We start from the raw sequence: 18,270 nt of genomic DNA, 5'->3' as shown, positions 1-18,270 counted from the left end.
GCAACCTGCCTGAGCTGCGTAAACGCTTCGTCTTGCGGTTACGCTGCGCGGCATGGCGGGGGAGTGGGCGGTACTGCTCGGCGGGCCGGGCGGCGGCCAGCGGATGCAGGTGTCCGGGGCGACGGTGGTGTGGCGGGCGTGCCTGTACGAGCGGACCGCCGACCACCAGCGGGTCGGCGGCGCGGAGCTGCGGGTCTACGCGCACCGGCCGGACTGCTGTCAGGGGTACGGGCGCGGCGACGCCGACGGGTGCGAGTGACCCCTCCGGGTACCGTTCGTCAGCCTCGCCGCCGGTCTCAGCCGGCCACCGCCGCCCGCACCGTGCCGTGCCCGGGGTGACCGCCGTCCCCGGCCGGTTGCGACAGCCGTGACTCGATGGCCTCGATGACGCGTGGCCGCAGTTCGGCCGCCCGGATGACGGCGTCGACGGAGCCGACCTCGACGGCGCGCTGGATGCTGTGCACCCGGTCGAACTCGGTGGCCACCTCGCCGAGCTTCTCCGCCCGGACCGACGCGCGGAGTTCGTCGAGTTCCGCGGTCAGCGCGGCCCGGTCGGCGCCGGAGGCGGACCCGACCCGTGCCTCCAGGTCCCGCACCCGCGGGTCGGCGGCGGTGCGGCCGTCGACGTCACCGGAGAAGACCACCGCGGCGGCCGGGGCCCCGCCGAGCACCGAGGCGAAGGAGCCCTCCAGCGCCAGTACGGTCATCTCGGGGTTGAGCGCCTTCGAGAAGACCACGAACGCGCCGCCGTGGTACCGCGAGATCACGCAGAACACGATCGGGCCACGGAAGTTGACGATCGCCCGGCCGATCTCGGCGCCGTACTCCAGTTGCAGCTTCCGCATCGACTCCGGCGAGCCGTCGAAGCCCGAGAGGTTCGCCAGCACCACCAGTGGCCGGTTGCCGCTGGCCGCGTTGATCGCCCGCGCGGCCTTCTTCGAGGAGGCCGGGAAGAGTGTGCCGGCGGTGTAGGTGTCCGGGCCGTCGGTGGGCGGGAAGCCGCGCCGGGGCACCGTACGCGACTCGATGCCGAGCAGGCAGACCGGGATGCCGCCGAGGTGCACGTCCTGCACCACCGCGGTCTCCGCGTCGGCCATCCCCGCCCAGCGCTCCAGCACCGGGTGGTCCTGGTCGGCGAGCGCCCGCATCACCGTCCGGATGTCGAACGGCTTCTTGCGGTCCGGGTTCGCCGCCACCGAGAAGATCTCGCCGACGGTGCTGAAGTCGCTGCCGGGCATGGCGTGCGGGAAGTCGGAGACGTCGCGGTCGACCGGGTCGCTGGTGGGGGCGCGCCGGGGCGTCTCCTCGCCGGGGGCGACGTACGTGTGCTCGTAGTGCGCCATCAGCACGTCCCGGGCGGCGGTCAGGTTCGGCGCCCAGTACTGTGCCTGCCCGTTCGGGCCCATCACCCGGTCGTAGCCGCCGATGCCGAAGTTGTCCTCGGCCGAGACGCCGCCGGAGAAGTCGAGCGACTGCTTGCCGGTGAGCACCATCGCCGAGTCCGGCGTCATCACCAGGATGCCCCTGGTGTGCATGAGCATCGTCGCCTCGGCGTTCCAGTACGGCTGCGCGCCGACGTTGATCCCCGCGACCACGATGTTGATCTCACCGCCGTGCTGGGTGAACTCGACGATCCGCTTGAGCGCGGCGGCCACCCAGTCCATGTTCTCGGTGCCGGAGGTCATGGAGATCCGGGCTCCGGCGGAGAGCGCGTACCACTCCAGCGGCACCCGCATCCGCTCGGCCAGGTCCAGTGCGGCGATCACCCGACGGCACTCCGGCTCGGAGAGCGCACCGAGCGACTTCGTGGGGTCGCCGAGCAGCACGACCCGGGTGACGCCCTGCGGGTGCCCGGCGGTCGGGGTGCTGACCACCCCGGCGACGATCGCCGCGCTGTTGCGCCCCTTCGGCCGGTCGACGGGAACCAGCGCGTGGTCGCCGTCGAGGTCGTACTCGACGAAGTCGCCGAGCAGGCCGGTCAGCTCGTACGGGTAGACGGTGTTGCGGCTGCTCGCCCGGAGCACCTTCAGCCGGTAGTCGTCGAGCGGCTCGACCGGGTCGACCGGCGGGTCGCCGACGGTCAGTTCGGCTCCGCCGGTGGCGTCGAAGGAGATCCGTACGGCGATCTTGGTCAGCTCGCCGGTCCTGCGGTCGCGCTGCCGGGCGATGAAGAGGATCTCCTCCAGGCCGGCGCCCGCGGTCGTCGGGCGTACCCGCCCGGCGATCATCTCCATCTCCTCCCGGGTGAGATCGCTCGGCGGCCAGACGTAGATCACGATCCGGTTGGTGTTGAAGCGGGTCTTCGACGGTCGCCGCGCCTGTGCCCGGCGGATCGAGTCGAGGCAGGCGGCGACGGTGTCCTCGGTCGTCGGCAGCGAGACCAGCCGGCCGTCCTGCTCGCGCAGCTCGGTCAGGTCGCGCACCTGCGCGAACGCGACGAGGCGCTCGTCGGACGGGTTCTGCCGGGCCACGGCCTGGAAGAGATAGACCTCCTCGTCCAGGGAGGGCAGTCGGGTCAGGTCGAACTCGCGCAGCCGCTCCAACTGCATCCGCTGCGCGATGTACGGGTGCAGGCCGCGGATCAGCCGCTCCTCCGCCATCCCGGTGGTCGACGGGCGGAACGTGAAGTGGTGGTGCATCACCGCCCCGTGCCGCCCGGCGACGGTGGTGGTGAGCCGGCGGACCTGCGGCGGCAGCGGGTGCGCGCCGATGACCTCCAGCAGCCCGGCCGCCATCGCGTCGAAGTCCGCCGGCTGGTTCTCCCAGCCGAGGTAGAGGTCGGCGTCGACGGAGTCCTCGCCGCCGGCCACCTCGGCGAGCCCGCGCAGCGCGCCGCCCAGCGCGTCGAAGCGCACCGCCGCGGAGACCAGGCTCGAGTCCGCCCGCCGGGCGACCACGAACGTGCAGCCGCCGACCTGGCGGGTGTCGACGCCGGTGAGCCCCTTGTTGCCGTAGTACCGCCGGGTCAGCACCTCCAGCATGACCGCGTTGTCGAGGTCGTCGCGGACGAGTCGCTGGCCGAGCAACCGGACCAGGGGCTCGGTGCTGCGTACCATCTCGGCGATCCGCTCGGCGCGGTCCGGCGCGTCGGGGTGGGTGTCCAGGTGGCGCAGGTGCTTGCGGACCCGGGCGTAGACGAGGGCGCGGTTGCGGCGCAGCAGCGGCTGGGCGAACCAGGCGAAGACCACGCCTCGGGCGAGGTCGGCGACCACCGGGAACCGGACCTGTGTCGCGGCCACCAGCCGCTCCAGCGCGAGACCGGCCGGCTCGCGCAGCGTCTCGTCCGGCGGCGGCTCGCGCAGCCAGGCGCGCAGCAGCGTGGCGACGACCGTGGCGTCGGCGGAGGCGCGCTGCTGGGCGAGGAAGATCCGGAACACGGCGGCTTCCAGCGCGGGGGAGCGCTCCAGTTCGGTGACACCGTAGTGTTCGAGCGCCCGGGCGAGCCTGGCCTGGAACGCACTCGGCAGTCCGGCCCGCTCGACGTCGAGACTCTGTAGGTAGGTGTGGAAGTACTCCCGGGCGCTGTGCACGTGCGCCTCGCCGCCGCCGTCCTCACCAGAGGGCCGGTTGCGGCTCAGTTCGGCGAGGTTGGCGAAGACGTTGACCAGGTCGAGTTCCTCGGCCAGCGGCCGGTGGCCCTCCTCGATCGCCACCTGGCGGGTGGCGAGGTAGTCGTCGAGCACCCGGCGGTCGTCGTGCGGGTCGACGTCGAAGCCGAGCAGCAGGCCGCGCAGGTTTTCCTGGCCGCGCCGGGCGCGCTGCCGGGCCGGGATCTCCCCGGGCGCCACCGGCAGGTCCAGCTCGACGGAGGCGGCGGCCGGATCGTCGGCGGCCTCCTCACCGAGCGGCTCCAGCCGCAGCAGCGGCGCACCGGCCTGCACCTGGCTGCCCACCGACACGGCACATTCCTTCAGCCGCGCCCGGAACGGCGCCCGCAGCACCGTCTCCATCTTCATGGCTTCCAGCACGAGTACCGGGGCACCCGCCTCGACCTCGGCGCCGACCGGCAGCGGCGTGGCGACGACCAGGGCCGGCATCGGGGAGCGGACGACACCGCCCTCGTCCCGGCTGACCCGGTGCGTCACGCCGTCCACCTCGACCAGGTGGATCGGCCCGTGCGTGCCGGTGAGCAGGCGGTACCGGTTGCCGTTGACGACGATCTGTCCGCTGTGCCGGTCGAAGCGGTCGAGCTCGACGTCGGCGGTGCGGACGCCGCCGCCCGTCTCGATGCCGACCCGGAACCGGTGCGGGCTGATCCGGGCCACCCGCAGTCGGTAGCCGACCCCACGCAGCTTGAGATCCAACGGCCGGCCGCTGGAGTGCTGCACCTGCGGGCGCCCGCCGGACGCCGTCGCCAGCAGCCGCCGCCGCTCGACGCGTTCCTCTTCCTCGTACGTCTCGATGGCCGCCGCCGCCAGCGCGACGGCGGAGTGCCGGTGCGCGACGAGCCGGCCCTCGCCCCGGACCCGGTCGATCCAGCCGGTGTCCGCGCTCGCGTCGATCACCTCGGGCTGGTCGAGCAGGTCGAGCACGAAGCTCTTGTTCGTCGCACCGCCCTCGATGACCACCGTGGTCTCCGCCATCGCCCGGCGCAGCCTGCCGAGCGCCTCGTCGCGGTCCCGGCCGTACGCGATGATCTTCGCGATCATCGAGTCGAAGTCGGCGGGGATGGTGTCACCCTCGCTGACGCCGGTGTCCACCCGGATGCCCGGCCCGGCGGGCAGGTCCAGCCGGACGATCCGGCCCGGCGAGGGTGCGAAGTCCCGGTCGGGGTCCTCGGCGTTCAGCCGGGCCTCGATGGCGTGCCCGCGCTCCACCGGCGGCCCGCCCTCCAGCCGCCCGCCGGAGGCGACGTGCAGCTGCGCCTTGACCAGGTCGAACCCGGTGGTCGCCTCGGTGATCGGGTGCTCGACCTGTAGCCGGGTGTTGACCTCCAGGAACGCGAAGAGGCGGTCACCGGGGTGGTAGAGGAACTCGACGGTCGCCGCGCCCCGGTAGCCGACCGCGACGGCCAGCCGCTCGGCCGACGCCTTGAGTTCGGCGGCCTGCGCCGGGCTGAGTACCGGTGAGGAGGACTCCTCGATCACCTTCTGGTTGCGTCGCTGCACCGAACAGTCCCGGACGCCGAGCGCCCACGCGGTGCCCTGGCCGTCGGCGATGACCTGGACCTCGACGTGCCGGGCACCGGTGACCAGGCGTTCCAGGAACACCACGCCGCTGCCGAACGCCCGCGCCGCCTCCTGGCGGGTCCGCTCGAAGGCGTCGGAGAGTTCGGCATCGCTGGTGATCACGCGGATGCCGCGCCCGCCGCCGCCCGCGGTCGCCTTGAGCATCAGCGGGTAGCCGATCTCGGCCGCCGCCGCCAGCGCGGCGTCGAGGGTCTCGACCGCGCCGCGACTCCAGGGTGCGACCGGTACGCCGACCTCTTCGGCAATCAGCTTCGCGCCGATCTTGTCGCCCAGTTGGCGCATCGCGTCCGGGTTCGGCCCGACGAAGGTGATGCCGAGCTTCTCGCACAGTTCGGCGAAGGCCGGATCCTCGGCGACGAAGCCCCAACCGACCCAGGCGGCGTCGGCGCCGGACCGGACGAGCGCCTGCTCCAGCACCGCCATGTCGAGGTACGGGCGCGCCGAGGCGGGGCCGAGGTAGTAGCCGAGATCCGCCTCCCGGACGAAGGTCGCGGTACGGTCGACGTCGGTGTAGAGAGCGACGGTCTCGATCCGGGTCCCGGTCTGCGCAGCCAGCTCTCGGACCGCGTGGATGAGCCGCATCGCGGCCTCACCACGGTTGACGATGGCGATACGGCTGAACACCCGACCGACCCCTCCGGTAGACCCACGATCAACTCGCCACGGGACGGCTGCCCCCGGCAGTGATCACCCTGCTGCCTGGCGGCTGGCGGCGCCATGTCGTACGCACCGAACAGTACGCACCCCTGTTTGTAGGAACCTAACAAAAGCTTTTGGCTGTCTCCACCCCCTGATGGCCGGCACTGCCACCGGTCCGGTCGACCGTCAGCCGGACTCGACACCCGCGCGCGGGGTTGCCCGGGCCGCCGCCGGGGGTGCCTCGGCGGACGGGCTGGGACCGGAGACGCGGCGCAGCCCGCGTACCGCCGGAGCGAGCAGCAGGGCGACGCAGCCGAGTACGCCGACCGCGACCGAGGTCGCGAGCACCCGTTCGGCACCGACCAGACCGGCCGCCGGACCGGAGAGCGCCTGACCGATCGGCAGGCTTCCGTTCGAGCCCAGCACCTCGTACGAGGTGACCCGGTTGAGCAGCTGGGGCGGTATGTGGGTCTGCACGCTGGTCTGCCACATAATCGACCAGAAGGCCCAGGCCAGGCCGTTGACGGTCGCCGCGGCCATCAGCACCGTCAGCGGGGCGTGCAGGGCGATCGCCAGCGGCAGCAGCCCGTAGCCGAACATCATCACCGCACCGGCGGCCAGCGGCCGGTGCGGCTTGACGCGCAGCGCACCGAGCCCGCCGAGGATGGTGCCGACGGCGACGGCCGACTGGACCCAGCCGTACGCCGGGGCGCCCAGGCGCTGGCTGATCAGCACCGCGCCGAGCGGGATCAGCGGGCCGAACAGCACGATCCCGTAAACCGCCCAGATCAGGATCACGTTCCACATCCAGGTACGGGACCGGAACTCCCGCCAGCCGTCGGCGAGGTCGCGCAGCATGGAGCCGCCGGTGCCGGCCACCGGAAGCCGGCCCAGCCGCAGCCCGGCGAGGCAGGCGGCGCTGACGGCGAAGGCGCCGACCGCGACGGTGAAGACCGGACCCGCGCCCAGAAAGCCGAAGAGCAGGCCGGCGGTTGCCGGGCCGAGCATCTCGGCGAGCGAGTTGGCGACCTTGATGGTGGAGTTCGCCCGTTGCAGGTCGGTGGCGACGATCGGCACCATGCTGTTCACGCCCGGCTGGAACATCGCGGCGGCGGCCCCACTGACCGCCCAACAGAGCAGGAGCAGCCACAGTGGCGGCGTGCCGAGGAAGAACGCGGCGGCCACGACGGCCTGGGCGAGCATCCGGGTCAGGTCGGCGCCGACCATCAGCGGGCGGGCGCTGAACCGGTCGGCGAGTACGCCGCCGAAGAGGATGCAGCCGAGGAACGGGATCATCCAGGCGGCGAGCACGAATCCGACGCCACTCGCGCCGTAGAGCCCTCCGATCGCCAATCCGGCGCCGACCACGAGCATCGCGTCGCCGAAGAGCGAGACCGCCCGGGCCACCAGATAGTACGAGAAATTGCGGGTCCACAACACGTGTCGAGCGAATCATGACACCCGTGGCTGCGCCATCGGAGAGGATGTCGGCTCCGATCGGGATCGCCGGGCTGTCACGTCCCGGTTTCGTGGTGTGGGGTGTTGACCGGCTTCGACTCCGGCGAGCCGTGCTGGCGCAGGAAGACACTGAGCACTATCAGTGTGCCGACGGCGAGGAACTCGCTCTGCCAGTTCTGCATCGACTGGAACCAGAATTCGCTGCTGCCGAGGAACTGCCACGCCGTGACGGGCGGCGCACCGGAATCCAGCATCTGCTGTTCGTTGTACTCGGCGGTGCCGCCGAGCAGGTGCAGCACGAAGGAGGCGCCGAAGAGCAGGAAGAGCGCGATGGAGAGGCTGTTGCGGTAGAGCGCCAGCACCAGGCCACCGGCGCGTACCGGCCAGGGCGAGTTCGACTTCGCCTTCGTCGGATTGTCGCCGGGCCGGTCCTGGTCGGGGTCGGGCTTGGACTCGGCAGAACCCCGCTGCACCAGATAGACCGTGAGCAGCACGTACGCGCCCATCTGGAGGAACTCCGATTCCCAGTTCTCGAAGACCGCCTCGGCGAAGTGCCCGGTACCGAGGTAGCCGAGATAGCCCTCGGGCCGCAGACCGGCCTGGACCAGATCGTCGTTGCGGGTCTGCCAGCCGAAGAGGCTCTGCAACACGAGGAAGAGCAGGAACGCGCCGAACATCGTCACGGCCAACCCGTTGTTCCGCAGCCAGCGACGGAACCGGCGGGCCGGCTGCGCGCCGGCGGGGCGGCGTGCTCCGGGCCGCCCCGGTGCGAGGGTCTGCTGTCCCATGCCGGGACCTCCTTTCCCCGGAGGTGCACTTCCCGGGTCGGGGGAAATCCCTCCTACCCGGGCGATGCTTCCCGGCCCAGGTTCGCGGAAAACCTGGTCACGGCGTGTCGTGGCCGAACGAACAGAATGGAGGTTGCCGGCGGCGGGCGGACGGAATCAGCGCCCGAGCGGCGGAAGGGGGTCGTGCTGGTAGGTGTGCACCATTTCCACCTGCCCGAAGGGCCGGTGTACGACGAGCCGGCTCGGCGGATTCGCCCGGGCCACCCTGCGACCGGCGACGATCGCGTTTTCCTTGCTGCCGTAGCGCCCGACGACGGCCGAGTCGCGTTCCACCTTCCAGCAGTCGATTTCGGGGATCACGTGGTATTGCGCCCGGTCGGGCATTCTGCGCCTCCTGTCTGCTTCTCGGATAGGAGCTACCCAGGTAGCGGCAGGGGAAACCGGAAATCCATTCTGATGGATGCGGTCGCGTTCCGATCGGCGATCCCTACCGACCTGGCGTGCCCGAGTGGGTCCGGGGGTAGAACAGCAGGCATGGCAGCGATGGTGAGACATGAAGCTACGTCGCGCTGACCTGGGCGCGCCCGGTTACGGCCGCCGTCGACGGGGACGCGGGGTGACGTTTCTCGACTCCGAGGGGCGGACCGTCACCGACCCGGCGCAGCTGCGCCGGCTGCGGGGACTCGCCATCCCGCCGGCCTGGCGCGAGGTGTGGATCTCACCCGACCCCCGGGGCCACATCCAGGCAACCGGGATCGACGAGGCCGGCCGCAAGCAGTACCTCTACCACCCGGTGTGGCGGGAGCGGCGGGACCGGGAGAAGTTCGCGCACGTCCTTGAGGTGGCCGGACACCTCGGCCAGCTCCGCAAGCAGGTCGACCACGATCTGCGCGAGCGCGGCCTGACCCGGCCACGGGTGCTGGCCACCATCGCCCGCCTGCTCGACCTCGGAATGTTCCGGATCGGCGGCGACCAGTACACCGCCGGGGAGGCACCGACGTTCGGCGTCGCCACACTCCGGCCGGAGCACGCCCGGGGGTCCGGCGGCTGCGTCGTGCTGGAGTTCCCGGCCAAGGGCGGGGTGGAGCAGAGCCGACGGGTGACCGATCCCGAGGTCTGCCAGGTGCTCCGCAACCTGCGGCGGCGGCGCCGGGGCCGGGAGCGGCTCTTCGGCTACTGGGAGCGGCGGCGCTGGTGGGACGTACGCGCCGAGGACGTCAACGACTACCTCCGCGAGGCCAGCGGTACCGACATGACGGCGAAGGACTTCCGTACCTGGCACGCCACCGTACTCGCGGCCACCCGGCTCTGCGCGGCCGGACCGCGCAACTCCGAGGCGAAGCGACGACGGGTGGTGGCCGGGGTGATGCGGGAGGTGGCCGAGCTGCTCGGCAACACCCCGGCGGTGGCCCGGGCGTCGTACGTCGACCCCCGGCTGCTCGATCTCTATCGGGACAGTCGGCTCGGGCCCCTCGAAGGGGCGTCCGGCCAGGCGGCCGAGCAGGCGGTGCTCGCCCTGCTCGGCGACTGACCCGACACCCCGGCACGGCGGCCGCTGCGCTGCCCGGCCGGAGGCCCGGCGCGGGGTACGCCGACGCGGTCAGCGCCGACGTACCTCGCCCATCGTCTCCTGGGTCTGCCCGCGCAGATCCTCCGCCGAGGAGCGCGCCTGGTCCCGCATCTCGCCCGCGTGCTGGCCGGCGCGCGAACGGACCGACTCGACGGCCTGTTGGGCCGGCCCCCGCAGGTTCTGCTGTGCCTGCTGGGCGATGCCGCTGGCCTGCTGCTTGATCTGGTCGGAATGTTCGACGACCTCGTCGCGGAGCTTGCCGACCGCCCGGCGTTCCGCCGAACTCGCCGGCAGCAGCGCGGAGGCGAGCACACCGAGCCCGAACGCGACGAGCCCGGCGGCCAGCGGGTGCCCTTCGGGCATCTTCCGGGTCTGCTGCCCGAACTCCTGGATCCGGTGGCCGGCCGAGGAGATCCCCGCCTGCGACGTCTCCCGGGCCCGCTGCATGCCGCCGCGCGCCTGCTGCGCACCCTCCCGGGTCCGATCGACCGCGCCGGCCACGTCCTGGCGGGCGTGCTCGGCGGTACCCATCACGGACTCCCGCATCCGCTGCCAGGCGTTTCGGGCCCGGCCGGCCTGGTGCTGCGCCATGTTGCGCGGGTTCACCCGGTCGCCGATGTTGCGCGGGTTCATCCGGTCGCCGAGCGCGCTCAGGTTCTCGCCCAGGCGATCCTGGGTGCGGTCGACGTCGGCCCGCATCGAGCCTGGGTCCGTACTCATCCTTGTCCCCCCGATCGATGGTGTGTCCCGTCACGCATGGCGGAAGGCATCCGCCGGATCGACTCGGACGTCTGCGGCAGCGGCCGGAGACTGCGCGCCTGGCGCCTGGCCACCGCGACGAGGACGGCGGCGATCACTGCCCACACTCCGGCAACGACCAGCGCCGCCCAGCCCTGGTCCATCACGTTCGACAACCCCCACCAGAGGGCGTACGACAGGAACAGCAGCACCATCAGCGCGCCCAGGGCCGCGCCGCCGAACATCCCGGCGGCCTTTCCGGCGGTACGCGCCTCCTGCCGCAGTTCCAGTTTCGCCAACTGGATCTCCTGGCGGACCAGGGTCGACGTGTCGCGGGTGACGGCGCCGAGCAGCTCGCCGATCGAGGCGCGGGTGGGGTCCTGCTCCCGGTCCGCGCCGAGACCACCCGCCGAGACGCTCACCGCCGTACCTCGGTGGCTCGTCCGTCACCGGACCCGCCGCGCTGCCCCGCCTCCGGGTTGCCGTGCGGCTGCCCGGCCTGCGACGGGCCGGTCATCCCGGCCGGCCGTCCGAGCATCCCCGCGTCGGGATGGCCGGCTTCGGTCTGCCGTCCGTCCGGATGGGGCTCGGATCCGCCGCCGCCCTGCAACGCGTCGCGGGTCCGGGTCAGCCGGCCGGCGAGTACACCGGCGACGGCGGCCCCGGCGAGGAAGAGTCCCGGGTTGCGGCGGGCGTAGTCGCGCACGTCGTTGAGTACCATTCCGGGTTCCCGCTGGTCGAGCCACTGCGCCGCCCGCTGGACCCGGTCGGCCGCCTGCTGGACCAGGTCCTTGCCGACCCCCTGCTGTTCGCTGCGTTCGGACATCGCCCGCAGTTCGTCGCCGAGCGCCCGCAGACCGGACGCCGCGCGATGCTGCTGAGCGCTGGCCTGCTCTTTGAGCTGGGCCGACGCCTGCCCCATCAGCTCGTTGGCCTGCCGTCCCGCCTCGGCGGCGACGTCCCGGCCCCGGTCGGCGGCGTTGTGCGCCAGACCGCCTCCGGTCTGTGCCAACCGCTGTCCGGTCTCGGTGGCGCCATGCCGCGCAACCTGGGTCTTCGACCGGTGACCGTCACCGGTCGGGTCGGCATTACTGTGCTGTGTCATATCCGCCCCCAGCTTCGCCCGCGGTGTCGGCGGCCGGTTACCCCGCTGATCGGCTGATATACCGACTGCTACCGACCTTTCGCGCCCCGTGACCAGGGGCGACGGTGATAGTCGACGCGATCGCACCGGTCATCCGTTCTGTCCCGAACGGCGTGCGGGCGGCGGTATGGGGAGTGGAGTCGCAGACAGTGCCGCTGGCCCGAACAGCGCCGCCAGGCGGTCTCAGCGCGGCCAGGCGGCTCAGCGCGGCCAGGCGCGGCCAGGCGGCTCAGCGCCGCCGGGCGGCCCGGTGGCCCCGGTCGGTTCGGCCGGTCCCGCCGGGCGGCTCGTGGCCCGGCCAGGTCGGTTCGGCCGGGCGGCTCGGTTGCCCGGTTTCGGTGGGTTCGGTCGGTTCGGCCCGCGGCTCAGTCGCCGGCCGAGCCGGGACGGGAGAGCCTGGAGTGCAGCTCCGCCTTGACCCGCTCCGGGAGCAACTTGGCCGCGCCGGCGAGCAGCCGGTTGTGCACCGAACCGGCGACCACGTGGTCCTTGCCCGCCATCATCGCCTCGAAGCCGTGCCGGGCCACCTCGGCCGGGTCGTCCTTCGGGCCGGCACCGAGCCTGGTGTCGCGCATGTCGGCACGATCGAAGAAGTCGGTCTCGGTGGCGCCCGGCATCAGCGCGGTCACGGTGACCCCGGAGTCCTCGAGTTCGTTGCGCAGCGCCTCCGCGAAGGAGAGCAGGAACGCCTTGGAGGCGGCGTACCCGGCCTCGAAGGGCCCCGGCTGGGTGGCCGCGATCGACGAGGTGAACATGACCCGACCGGCGCCCCGGGCGACCATCTGCGGTATCCCGAGCTTCGCCAGGTGCACCGACGACCGTACGTTGAGGTCGATCAGCCGCAGTTCGTCGGCGAGGTCCGTCTCGGCGAACCGTCCGTTGACGCCGATACCGGCGTTGATCACCAAGGCGTCGAGGGGGCGACCCGTCGCGAGAACCCGGTCGTACGCCCGCTGCACGCCGTCGGGTGTCGCCAGGTCGGCCTGTACGGGCTCGACCGTGGCGCCGAGCGCCTCGACGTCCCGGGCGGCCTGGCCGATGCGGTCGTCCTCGGCGACGACGACCAGGTCGAAGCCGTTCCGGGCGAACTCCTTCGCCAACTCGTAGCCGATGCCGCTGGACGCGCCGGTGACCAGCGCGAGCGGCCGGCCTGAGGTGTCGGTCATGTCGGTGCTCCCTGCTGGTCTGCGGAACGGTCTGGTCTGCGGAACGGTTCGATCCGACGAACGGTTGGTCTGCGGAACGGTTCGCCGAGACGGTCGGCGCCGGCCGCGCAGCCCGCCGCGAGTCGGTCGGGTCGGATGATGCCCCGCCGGCCCCGCGCTAAACCGTCAGCCGTACCGACGGGTGCGGGACCGGCGTCGCCACGGGGCCGGCACCGACCTCGCTACGGGTTCAGCACCACCTTGATGCAGCCGTCCGTCTTCTTCTGGAACATCTCGTAGCCCTCGGGCGCGCGCTGCAACGGCAGCCGATGGGTACGCAGGTCCTGCACGCCGAGCGGATCGTCCTCCTCGGCCAGCAGCGGCATGATCTCGTCGGTCCAGCGCCGTACGTGTGCCTGCCCCATCCGCAGCTGGACGCCACGGTCGAACATCTCCATCAGCGGCATCGGGTCGAGTTCCCCGCCGTAGACGCCGGAGAGGGAGACGGTGCCGCCCCGGCGTACCGACTTGACCGCGGCGTGCAGCACGCTGAGCCGGTCCACCCCGAACCGGTCGGTCATCGACCGCGCCACCGCGTCCGGCAGCATCCCCACGGTGGTCTGGGCGAGCTTGCCCCACGGGGAGCCGTGCGACTCCATCCCGACCGCGTCGATCACCGCGTCCGGGCCCCGGCCGTCGACCAGGTCGAGGAGGGCGCCCGGCACGTCGTCGAGATCGGTGACGTCCACGGTCTCCACGCCGTGCCGCCGGGCCATCGCCAGCCGCTCCGGCACGAGGTCGAGCCCGATCACCCGGGCGGCACCGAGATGGCGGCCGACCCGGGCGCAGAGTTGCCCGACCGGTCCGAGCCCGAAGACGGCGAGCGTGCCGCCCGGTGGTACGTCGGCGTACCGTACCGCCTGCCACGCGGTGGGCAGGATGTCGGAGAGGTACAGGTACCGCTCGTCGGCTCCGGTCGCCGGCACCTTGACCGGGCCGAACTGCGCGTGCGGAACCCGCAGGTACTCGGCCTGGCCGCCCGGCACCGAGCCGTAGAGGGAGGTGTAGCCGAACAGCGCCGCACCCTTGCCCTCGGACCGGACCTGGGTCGTCTCGCACTGCGCGTAGAGCTGGCGCTGGCACATCCAGCACGAGCCGCAGGAGATGTTGAAGGGTACGACCACCCGGTCACCGGGACGGAGCCGGTCCACCGCCGGGCCGACCTCCTCGACGATCCCCATCGCCTCGTGGCCCAGGATGTCGCCCGGTTTCAGGTAGGCGCCGAGCACCTCGTAGAGGTGCAGGTCCGAACCGCAGATGGCGGTCGAGGTGACCCGGATGACCGCGTCGGTCGGTTCCTCGATCCCTGGGTCCGGCACCTCCGCCACCCGCACGTCGCGCTTGCCCTGCCATGTCAACGCCTTCACCGTGTCCGCCTCCCGTCGGCAGTGGGGATGACAGAACTGCTACCCGGGTGTCGGCTGCGTCAACCAGCGTCGACCGTCCACGCTGGCGCCGGGTGACACCGTGCCAGGCCGACTCCTCACCGTCATGAGATGTCGCCGTGAGTCACCGGTGGCCGTGCCCGTCGCGGCTCCGCCGACGGCAGATGGTGCAGATCACGCGGTATGAACCGGTCGAGCGTTTCAATCGGACGGCCGAGTGGAAGTAGTGACCCGCCGTGTTGCCCGGGGCGGCCGGGAGACGCGGGGGAGGGGGCATCATGCGGAGATATTCGGGCCTGGCGGCGACGTTGGCACTGCTCCTCGGGCTCACCGGTTGCGGCGGGGTCGGTGGCGGCGGCGACGACGGCGGCACCGGCGGATCCGGCCGGCTCAGCACCCTCGGCTTCAGCCTCTCGGACGAGATCGCGACCAGCCGGGTCGACGCCTTCAAGCAGGCCCACCCGGAGATCCGCGTGGAGATCACCGAGGGTGGTTTCGACGAGCAGCAGTTCCTCTCGGCGGTCGCCGACGGCAACCCGCCGGATCTCGTCTATCTGGACCGGAAGCTCATCGGCAGCTACGCCACCCGGGGCGCGGTCACCCCGCTCACCGACTGTGTGCGCGAGCACGGCATCGACGTCGACCAGTACCGGCCGGCGGCGCGCGAGCAGGTCACCCTGGACGGTGTCCTCTACGGCATCCCCGAGTTCTACAGCGTCCGCGTCGTCTACCTGGACGAGGCCGTACTCCGGCAGGCCGGAGTCACCCCCGACCAGGTCGACCTGGCGAACTGGGCCGGACTGCCGGCGCTGACCGACCGACTGGCCAGGGTCTCGAACGGCCGCCTCAGCCGGATCGGCATCGACCCGAAGATCCCCGAGTTCCTGCCGCTCTGGGCCAAGGCCAACGGAGCGGACCTGCTCTCCGCCGACGGGCGGACCGCCCGACTCGACGACCCGAAGGTGCTGGAGGCGTTGCAGACCACCTACGGCCTGCTCCAGCGGCAGGCCGGCTGGGACAGGTTCAAGGGCTTCCGGGACACCTTCGACTTCTTCGGCGCCGACAGCCCGCTGGCCCGACACCAGATCGGGGTCTGGCCGATGGAGGACTGGTTCCTCAACCAGGTGGCCAAGAACACCCCGGACGCGCAACTGGTCGTCAAGCCCTTCGTCGACCGGCAGGGCAACCCGCTCACCCTGGTCAGCGGTCAGTCCTGGGCGATCCCGAAGGGCGCGAAGAACCCCGAGGCCGCCTGCGAGTTCGCCAAGCAGATGACCGCGACCGAGACCTGGGTGGCGGCGGCGAAGGCGCGGGTCACCGCCCGGCAGGCGAGCGGGGCGCCCTTCACCGGCCTCTACACCGGCAACGCGGAGGCGGACCGCCGGATCATGTCGGAGATCTACCGGCCCAGCGGCAACCCCCGGTTCGACAACGCCGTGCAGACGATCCTCTCGGTGCAGGAGCACGCCTTCACCATCCCGGCTTCCCGGGCCGGCGCCGAGTTCGACAAGACCTGGATGGACGCGGTCAACCGGGTGCTGTCGGGGCAGAGCGAGCCGGCCGAGGCGCTGCGCCGGGCGCAGTCCGAGGCGACCGCCGCGCTGGACCGGGCCGCGAAGTAGGCCGACGATGGCGACCACCACCGTCGAGGTTCCGGCGGCCGAGCGGGCCGCCGGGACCCGGCGACGCCGCCGGATGAAGCCGCTGGCCCGGCACGAGATGCGCTGGGCGTACGTCTTCATCGCGCCCTGGCTGGTCGGCCTCCTCGTCTTCCAGGCGGGCCCGATGCTGGCCAGCCTCTGGCTCAGCCTGACCGAGTACGACGTGGTCAGCGCGCCGACCTGGACCGGGCTGGACAACTACCGGCGGATCGCCGACGACCCGATGGTGCTGCGCAGTCTCACCAACACGCTGTACTACACCGTGCTGCACGTGCCGCTCACGATGGCGGTCTCGCTCGGCCTGGCGATGCTGCTGCTGCGGGTGGGCCGGTTGCAGGGCTTCTTCCGTACCGTCTTCTACCTGCCGGTGATGACCCCGGCGGTGGCGATCGGGGTGCTCTTCCTGCTGCTGCTCAACACCCAGGACGGTCTCGTCAACCGGGGCCTGGCGGCCGTCGGCATCGACGGCCCGGCCTGGACCACCGACCCGGACTGGGTGATGCCGGGGATCGTCCTGATGAGCCTCTGGAGCCTCGGCTCGACCGTGGTGATCTACCTCGCCGCGTTGCAGAACGTGCCGCGCGACCTGTACGAGGCGGCGGACATCGACGGCGCCGGGGCGTGGGCGCGCTTCCGGCACGTGACCGTACCGATGATCTCGGGGTCGCTCTTCTTCACTCTGGTCGTGAACACGATCGCCTCGATCCAGATGTTCACCGAGGTCTACACGATGTACTTCGGGAACCGGGAGACACAGAACAGGTTCAACTCCGACGCGGCGACGTTCTACGTGATCCGGCTCTTCCAGGAGGCGTTCCAGTTCCTGCACATGGGTTACGCCTCGGCGATGGCCTGGCTGCTCTTCCTGGTGATCCTCGCCATCACGGCCGTGCAGGTTCGGCTCTCCCGGCGGTTCGTCTACTACGAGGGGCGGGACCGATGACCGAGACCGCGGCCCGGACGGGCGACGCCCTCGTCGTACCGCCGGCCGGCCCGGGACCACTGCCCCCAGATCGGGCCGGGGCGGCACCGGAGCGGGCGAGCGGCCGTTCCCGGTGGCGCCGGCTGCCGTTCGTGCTGGCGCTGGTCGGTGCGGCGCTGCTCTTCCTGCTCCCGTTCGCCTGGCTCGTCACCGCCTCGCTGCGCCCCCGCGAGTACATCTTCTCCACCGGCTTCCTGCCCGTGCCCTTCGCCCCGGAGAACTACGCCGAGGCGTGGTCGGCGATACCGCTGCTGAGCTGGCTCTTCAACAGCCTGGTGGTCGGCGTCGCCGCCGCGGCGGCGGTCACCGTCTCCAGTGCCTGGATCGCGTTCGGCTTCGCCTACTTCCGGTTCCCCGGCCGGAACCTGCTCTTCGGCCTGGTCCTCGCCACCATGATGCTGCCGTTCGCGGTCACCATGATCCCGACGTACCTGATCTGGTCGGAACTGCGCCTCACCGGCACCCAGGTGCCGCTCTGGGCCGGCAACCTCTTCGGGTCGGCGTTCTACATCTTCCTGATCCGGCAGTTCCTGCTCTCGCTGCCCAGGGAGTACTTCGAGGCGGCCCGGGTCGACGGGGCCAGTTATCCGCAACTCTTCTGGCGGCTGGCGTTCCCGTTGATCCGGCCCGCCCTGCTGGTGGCGTTCGTCTTCGAGTTCAAGGCGAGCTGGACCGACCTGATCAAGCCGCTGATCTATCTCCGCGACGAGGAGCTGTACACCCTGCCCCGGGGACTGAAGGTGCTGCTGGACCGGTTCGGATACGGCGGCGAACAGCAGTGGGAGATCGTCCTCGCCGGCAGCGTCATCGCCACCGTACCGATGATCATTCTGTTCTTCCTGGCCCAGCGGCACTTCGTCGAGGGCATCGCCACCACCGGCCGCAAGGGATGACCACCGGCCGGCACGGCTGGGTCACATCGCCCGTCGCGGAGGCGAAGACCGGCATCGAATCCCCAGCTTCTGGGTAGGAGGACCGACAAGCCCCGTCCCAAGAGAAGGTGATCTGTGATGACAACCGCACGGGAGATCATGACGCCGAACCCCACCTGCGTCGGCGAGAGTGAGGACATGTTGACGGCCGCCCGCCGGATGTCGGAACTCGGGGTGGGCTCGATGCCGATCTGCGGCAGTGACAACCGGCTCAAGGGCATGCTCACCGACCGCGACATCGTCGTGAAGGTACTCGCCCAGGGCCGTGACCCGGGCAGCGTGACGGCGGGGGAACTCGCCCAGGGCAAGCCGGTGACCATCGGCGCGGACGACGACGCCGAGGAGATCCTGCGCACCATGGGCAGCCACCAGGTACGCCGGCTGCCCGTGATCGACGGGCACGACCTCGTCGGGGTGGTCGCGGTGGCCGACGTCGCGCGGGCTCTGCCCGACCGGCCCGTCGGTGACCTGGTTGACGCCATCTCGCAGGGCTGACCCGAACGCAGCACATCGGGTGGACGGCACCTCCGGGGGCCGGCCGCCCGCCCCACATTTGGGCTCGACGGTACCGGCGCCGTC

Annotated in this window: 15 protein-coding genes; 6 read left to right on the top strand and 9 right to left on the bottom strand. The window is 71.6% G+C overall.

Features of this window, described 5'->3' with window-relative positions:
• The first annotated feature begins 52 nt into the window (after nt 1–52).
• Nucleotides 53–259, top strand: a complete 207-nt coding sequence (locus C6W10_RS04110) for a hypothetical protein (RefSeq protein WP_107256657.1) — start codon at nt 53–55, stop codon at nt 257–259.
• Nucleotides 260–296: 37 nt separating this feature from the next.
• Here the strand turns inward: C6W10_RS04110 and C6W10_RS04105 are convergent, their stop codons facing one another.
• The 4 genes from C6W10_RS04105 to C6W10_RS37120 all read right to left on the bottom strand — a co-directional run bounded on the left by C6W10_RS04105 (nt 297) and on the right by C6W10_RS37120 (nt 8,458).
• Nucleotides 297–5,813, bottom strand: coding sequence for a carboxyl transferase domain-containing protein (locus tag C6W10_RS04105; RefSeq protein WP_107256655.1), 5,517 nt, complete (start codon nt 5,811–5,813; stop codon nt 297–299).
• 201 nt (nt 5,814–6,014) lie between these two features.
• Nucleotides 6,015–7,268, bottom strand: coding sequence for an MFS transporter (locus C6W10_RS04100; RefSeq protein WP_107256653.1), 1,254 nt, complete (start codon nt 7,266–7,268; stop codon nt 6,015–6,017).
• 74 nt (nt 7,269–7,342) lie between these two features.
• Nucleotides 7,343–8,074: a DUF6766 family protein gene (locus C6W10_RS04095; protein ID WP_234361606.1), complete on the bottom strand. Its 732-nt coding sequence runs from the start codon at nt 8,072–8,074 to the stop codon at nt 7,343–7,345.
• 156 nt (nt 8,075–8,230) lie between these two features.
• On the bottom strand, nt 8,231–8,458 hold the full coding sequence (locus C6W10_RS37120; protein ID WP_159104456.1) for a DUF2188 domain-containing protein: 228 nt from the start codon (nt 8,456–8,458) through the stop codon (nt 8,231–8,233).
• A 169-nt stretch (nt 8,459–8,627) separates the two neighbouring features.
• On the opposite strand from C6W10_RS37120, the gene C6W10_RS04085 reads away from it, so the two are divergent.
• Entirely contained in the window at nt 8,628–9,605 is a 978-nt protein-coding gene (locus C6W10_RS04085; RefSeq protein ID WP_107256649.1) for a DNA topoisomerase IB, read from the top strand.
• 69 nt (nt 9,606–9,674) lie between these two features.
• On the opposite strand, the gene C6W10_RS04080 is transcribed toward C6W10_RS04085, so the two are convergent.
• The 5 genes from C6W10_RS04080 to C6W10_RS04055 all read right to left on the bottom strand — a co-directional run bounded on the left by C6W10_RS04080 (nt 9,675) and on the right by C6W10_RS04055 (nt 14,098).
• On the bottom strand, nt 9,675–10,364 hold the full coding sequence (locus C6W10_RS04080) for a DUF3618 domain-containing protein (protein WP_107256647.1): 690 nt from the start codon (nt 10,362–10,364) through the stop codon (nt 9,675–9,677).
• Complete coding sequence (locus C6W10_RS04075; protein ID WP_199853284.1) at nt 10,361–10,804, bottom strand: phage holin family protein; 444 nt, start codon at nt 10,802–10,804, stop codon at nt 10,361–10,363. The genes C6W10_RS04080 and C6W10_RS04075 overlap by 4 nt, the downstream gene beginning before the upstream one ends.
• Nucleotides 10,801–11,487 carry a hypothetical protein gene (locus C6W10_RS04070; protein WP_107256645.1) on the bottom strand — a complete coding sequence of 229 codons (687 nt, stop codon included), beginning with the start codon at nt 11,485–11,487 and terminating at the stop codon, nt 10,801–10,803. Before C6W10_RS04070 ends, C6W10_RS04075 begins: the two co-directional genes overlap by 4 nt.
• Nucleotides 11,488–11,891: 404 nt before the next feature.
• Nucleotides 11,892–12,692, bottom strand: coding sequence for an SDR family oxidoreductase (locus tag C6W10_RS04060; RefSeq protein ID WP_107256643.1), 801 nt, complete (start codon nt 12,690–12,692; stop codon nt 11,892–11,894).
• Between the two features lie 221 nt (nt 12,693–12,913).
• A complete protein-coding gene (locus C6W10_RS04055) occupies nt 12,914–14,098 on the bottom strand; it encodes a zinc-dependent alcohol dehydrogenase (RefSeq protein WP_107256642.1) in 1,185 nt (394 codons plus the stop codon).
• Nucleotides 14,099–14,394: 296 nt separating this feature from the next.
• Here C6W10_RS04055 and C6W10_RS04050 point away from each other — a divergent pair, with 296 nt between their 5' ends.
• From C6W10_RS04050 to C6W10_RS04035, 4 genes are all read left to right on the top strand, one after another.
• Nucleotides 14,395–15,738 (top strand): extracellular solute-binding protein, encoded by a 1,344-nt coding sequence (locus C6W10_RS04050; RefSeq protein WP_107256640.1) that lies wholly within the window; start codon nt 14,395–14,397, stop codon nt 15,736–15,738.
• 7 nt (nt 15,739–15,745) lie between these two features.
• Nucleotides 15,746–16,720: a carbohydrate ABC transporter permease gene (locus C6W10_RS04045; protein ID WP_199853857.1), complete on the top strand. Its 975-nt coding sequence runs from the start codon at nt 15,746–15,748 to the stop codon at nt 16,718–16,720.
• Nucleotides 16,717–17,652 (top strand): carbohydrate ABC transporter permease, encoded by a 936-nt coding sequence (locus C6W10_RS04040; protein ID WP_107256638.1) that lies wholly within the window; start codon nt 16,717–16,719, stop codon nt 17,650–17,652. Before C6W10_RS04045 ends, C6W10_RS04040 begins: the two co-directional genes overlap by 4 nt.
• A 117-nt stretch (nt 17,653–17,769) precedes the next feature.
• Nucleotides 17,770–18,186: a CBS domain-containing protein gene (locus C6W10_RS04035; protein WP_199853282.1), complete on the top strand. Its 417-nt coding sequence runs from the start codon at nt 17,770–17,772 to the stop codon at nt 18,184–18,186.
• Nucleotides 18,187–18,270 lie beyond the last annotated feature (84 nt).

The organism is Plantactinospora sp. BB1, assembly GCF_003030385.1.
Lineage (GTDB): Bacteria > Actinomycetota > Actinomycetes > Mycobacteriales > Micromonosporaceae > Plantactinospora.
Note: the sequence above shows the minus strand (reverse complement) of the source record. Positions and strands in the feature narration are given on the sequence as shown.

What these genes read in the sequence shown, in the direction of transcription:
- C6W10_RS04110 (WP_107256657.1), top strand. Translation starts at nt 53, where the DNA reads ATGGCGGGGGAGTGGGCGGTACTGCTCGGCGGGCCGGGCGGCGGCCAG.
- C6W10_RS04095 (WP_234361606.1), bottom strand. Translation starts at nt 8,074, where the DNA reads ATGGGACAGCAGACCCTCGCACCGGGGCGGCCCGGAGCACGCCGCCCC.
- C6W10_RS37120 (WP_159104456.1), bottom strand. Translation starts at nt 8,458, where the DNA reads ATGCCCGACCGGGCGCAATACCACGTGATCCCCGAAATCGACTGCTGG.
- C6W10_RS04085 (WP_107256649.1), top strand. Translation starts at nt 8,628, where the DNA reads ATGAAGCTACGTCGCGCTGACCTGGGCGCGCCCGGTTACGGCCGCCGT.
- C6W10_RS04080 (WP_107256647.1), bottom strand. Translation starts at nt 10,364, where the DNA reads ATGAGTACGGACCCAGGCTCGATGCGGGCCGACGTCGACCGCACCCAG.
- C6W10_RS04070 (WP_107256645.1), bottom strand. Translation starts at nt 11,487, where the DNA reads ATGACACAGCACAGTAATGCCGACCCGACCGGTGACGGTCACCGGTCG.
- C6W10_RS04060 (WP_107256643.1), bottom strand. Translation starts at nt 12,692, where the DNA reads ATGACCGACACCTCAGGCCGGCCGCTCGCGCTGGTCACCGGCGCGTCC.
- C6W10_RS04050 (WP_107256640.1), top strand. Translation starts at nt 14,395, where the DNA reads ATGCGGAGATATTCGGGCCTGGCGGCGACGTTGGCACTGCTCCTCGGG.
- C6W10_RS04045 (WP_199853857.1), top strand. Translation starts at nt 15,746, where the DNA reads ATGGCGACCACCACCGTCGAGGTTCCGGCGGCCGAGCGGGCCGCCGGG.
- C6W10_RS04040 (WP_107256638.1), top strand. Translation starts at nt 16,717, where the DNA reads ATGACCGAGACCGCGGCCCGGACGGGCGACGCCCTCGTCGTACCGCCG.
- C6W10_RS04035 (WP_199853282.1), top strand. Translation starts at nt 17,770, where the DNA reads ATGACAACCGCACGGGAGATCATGACGCCGAACCCCACCTGCGTCGGC.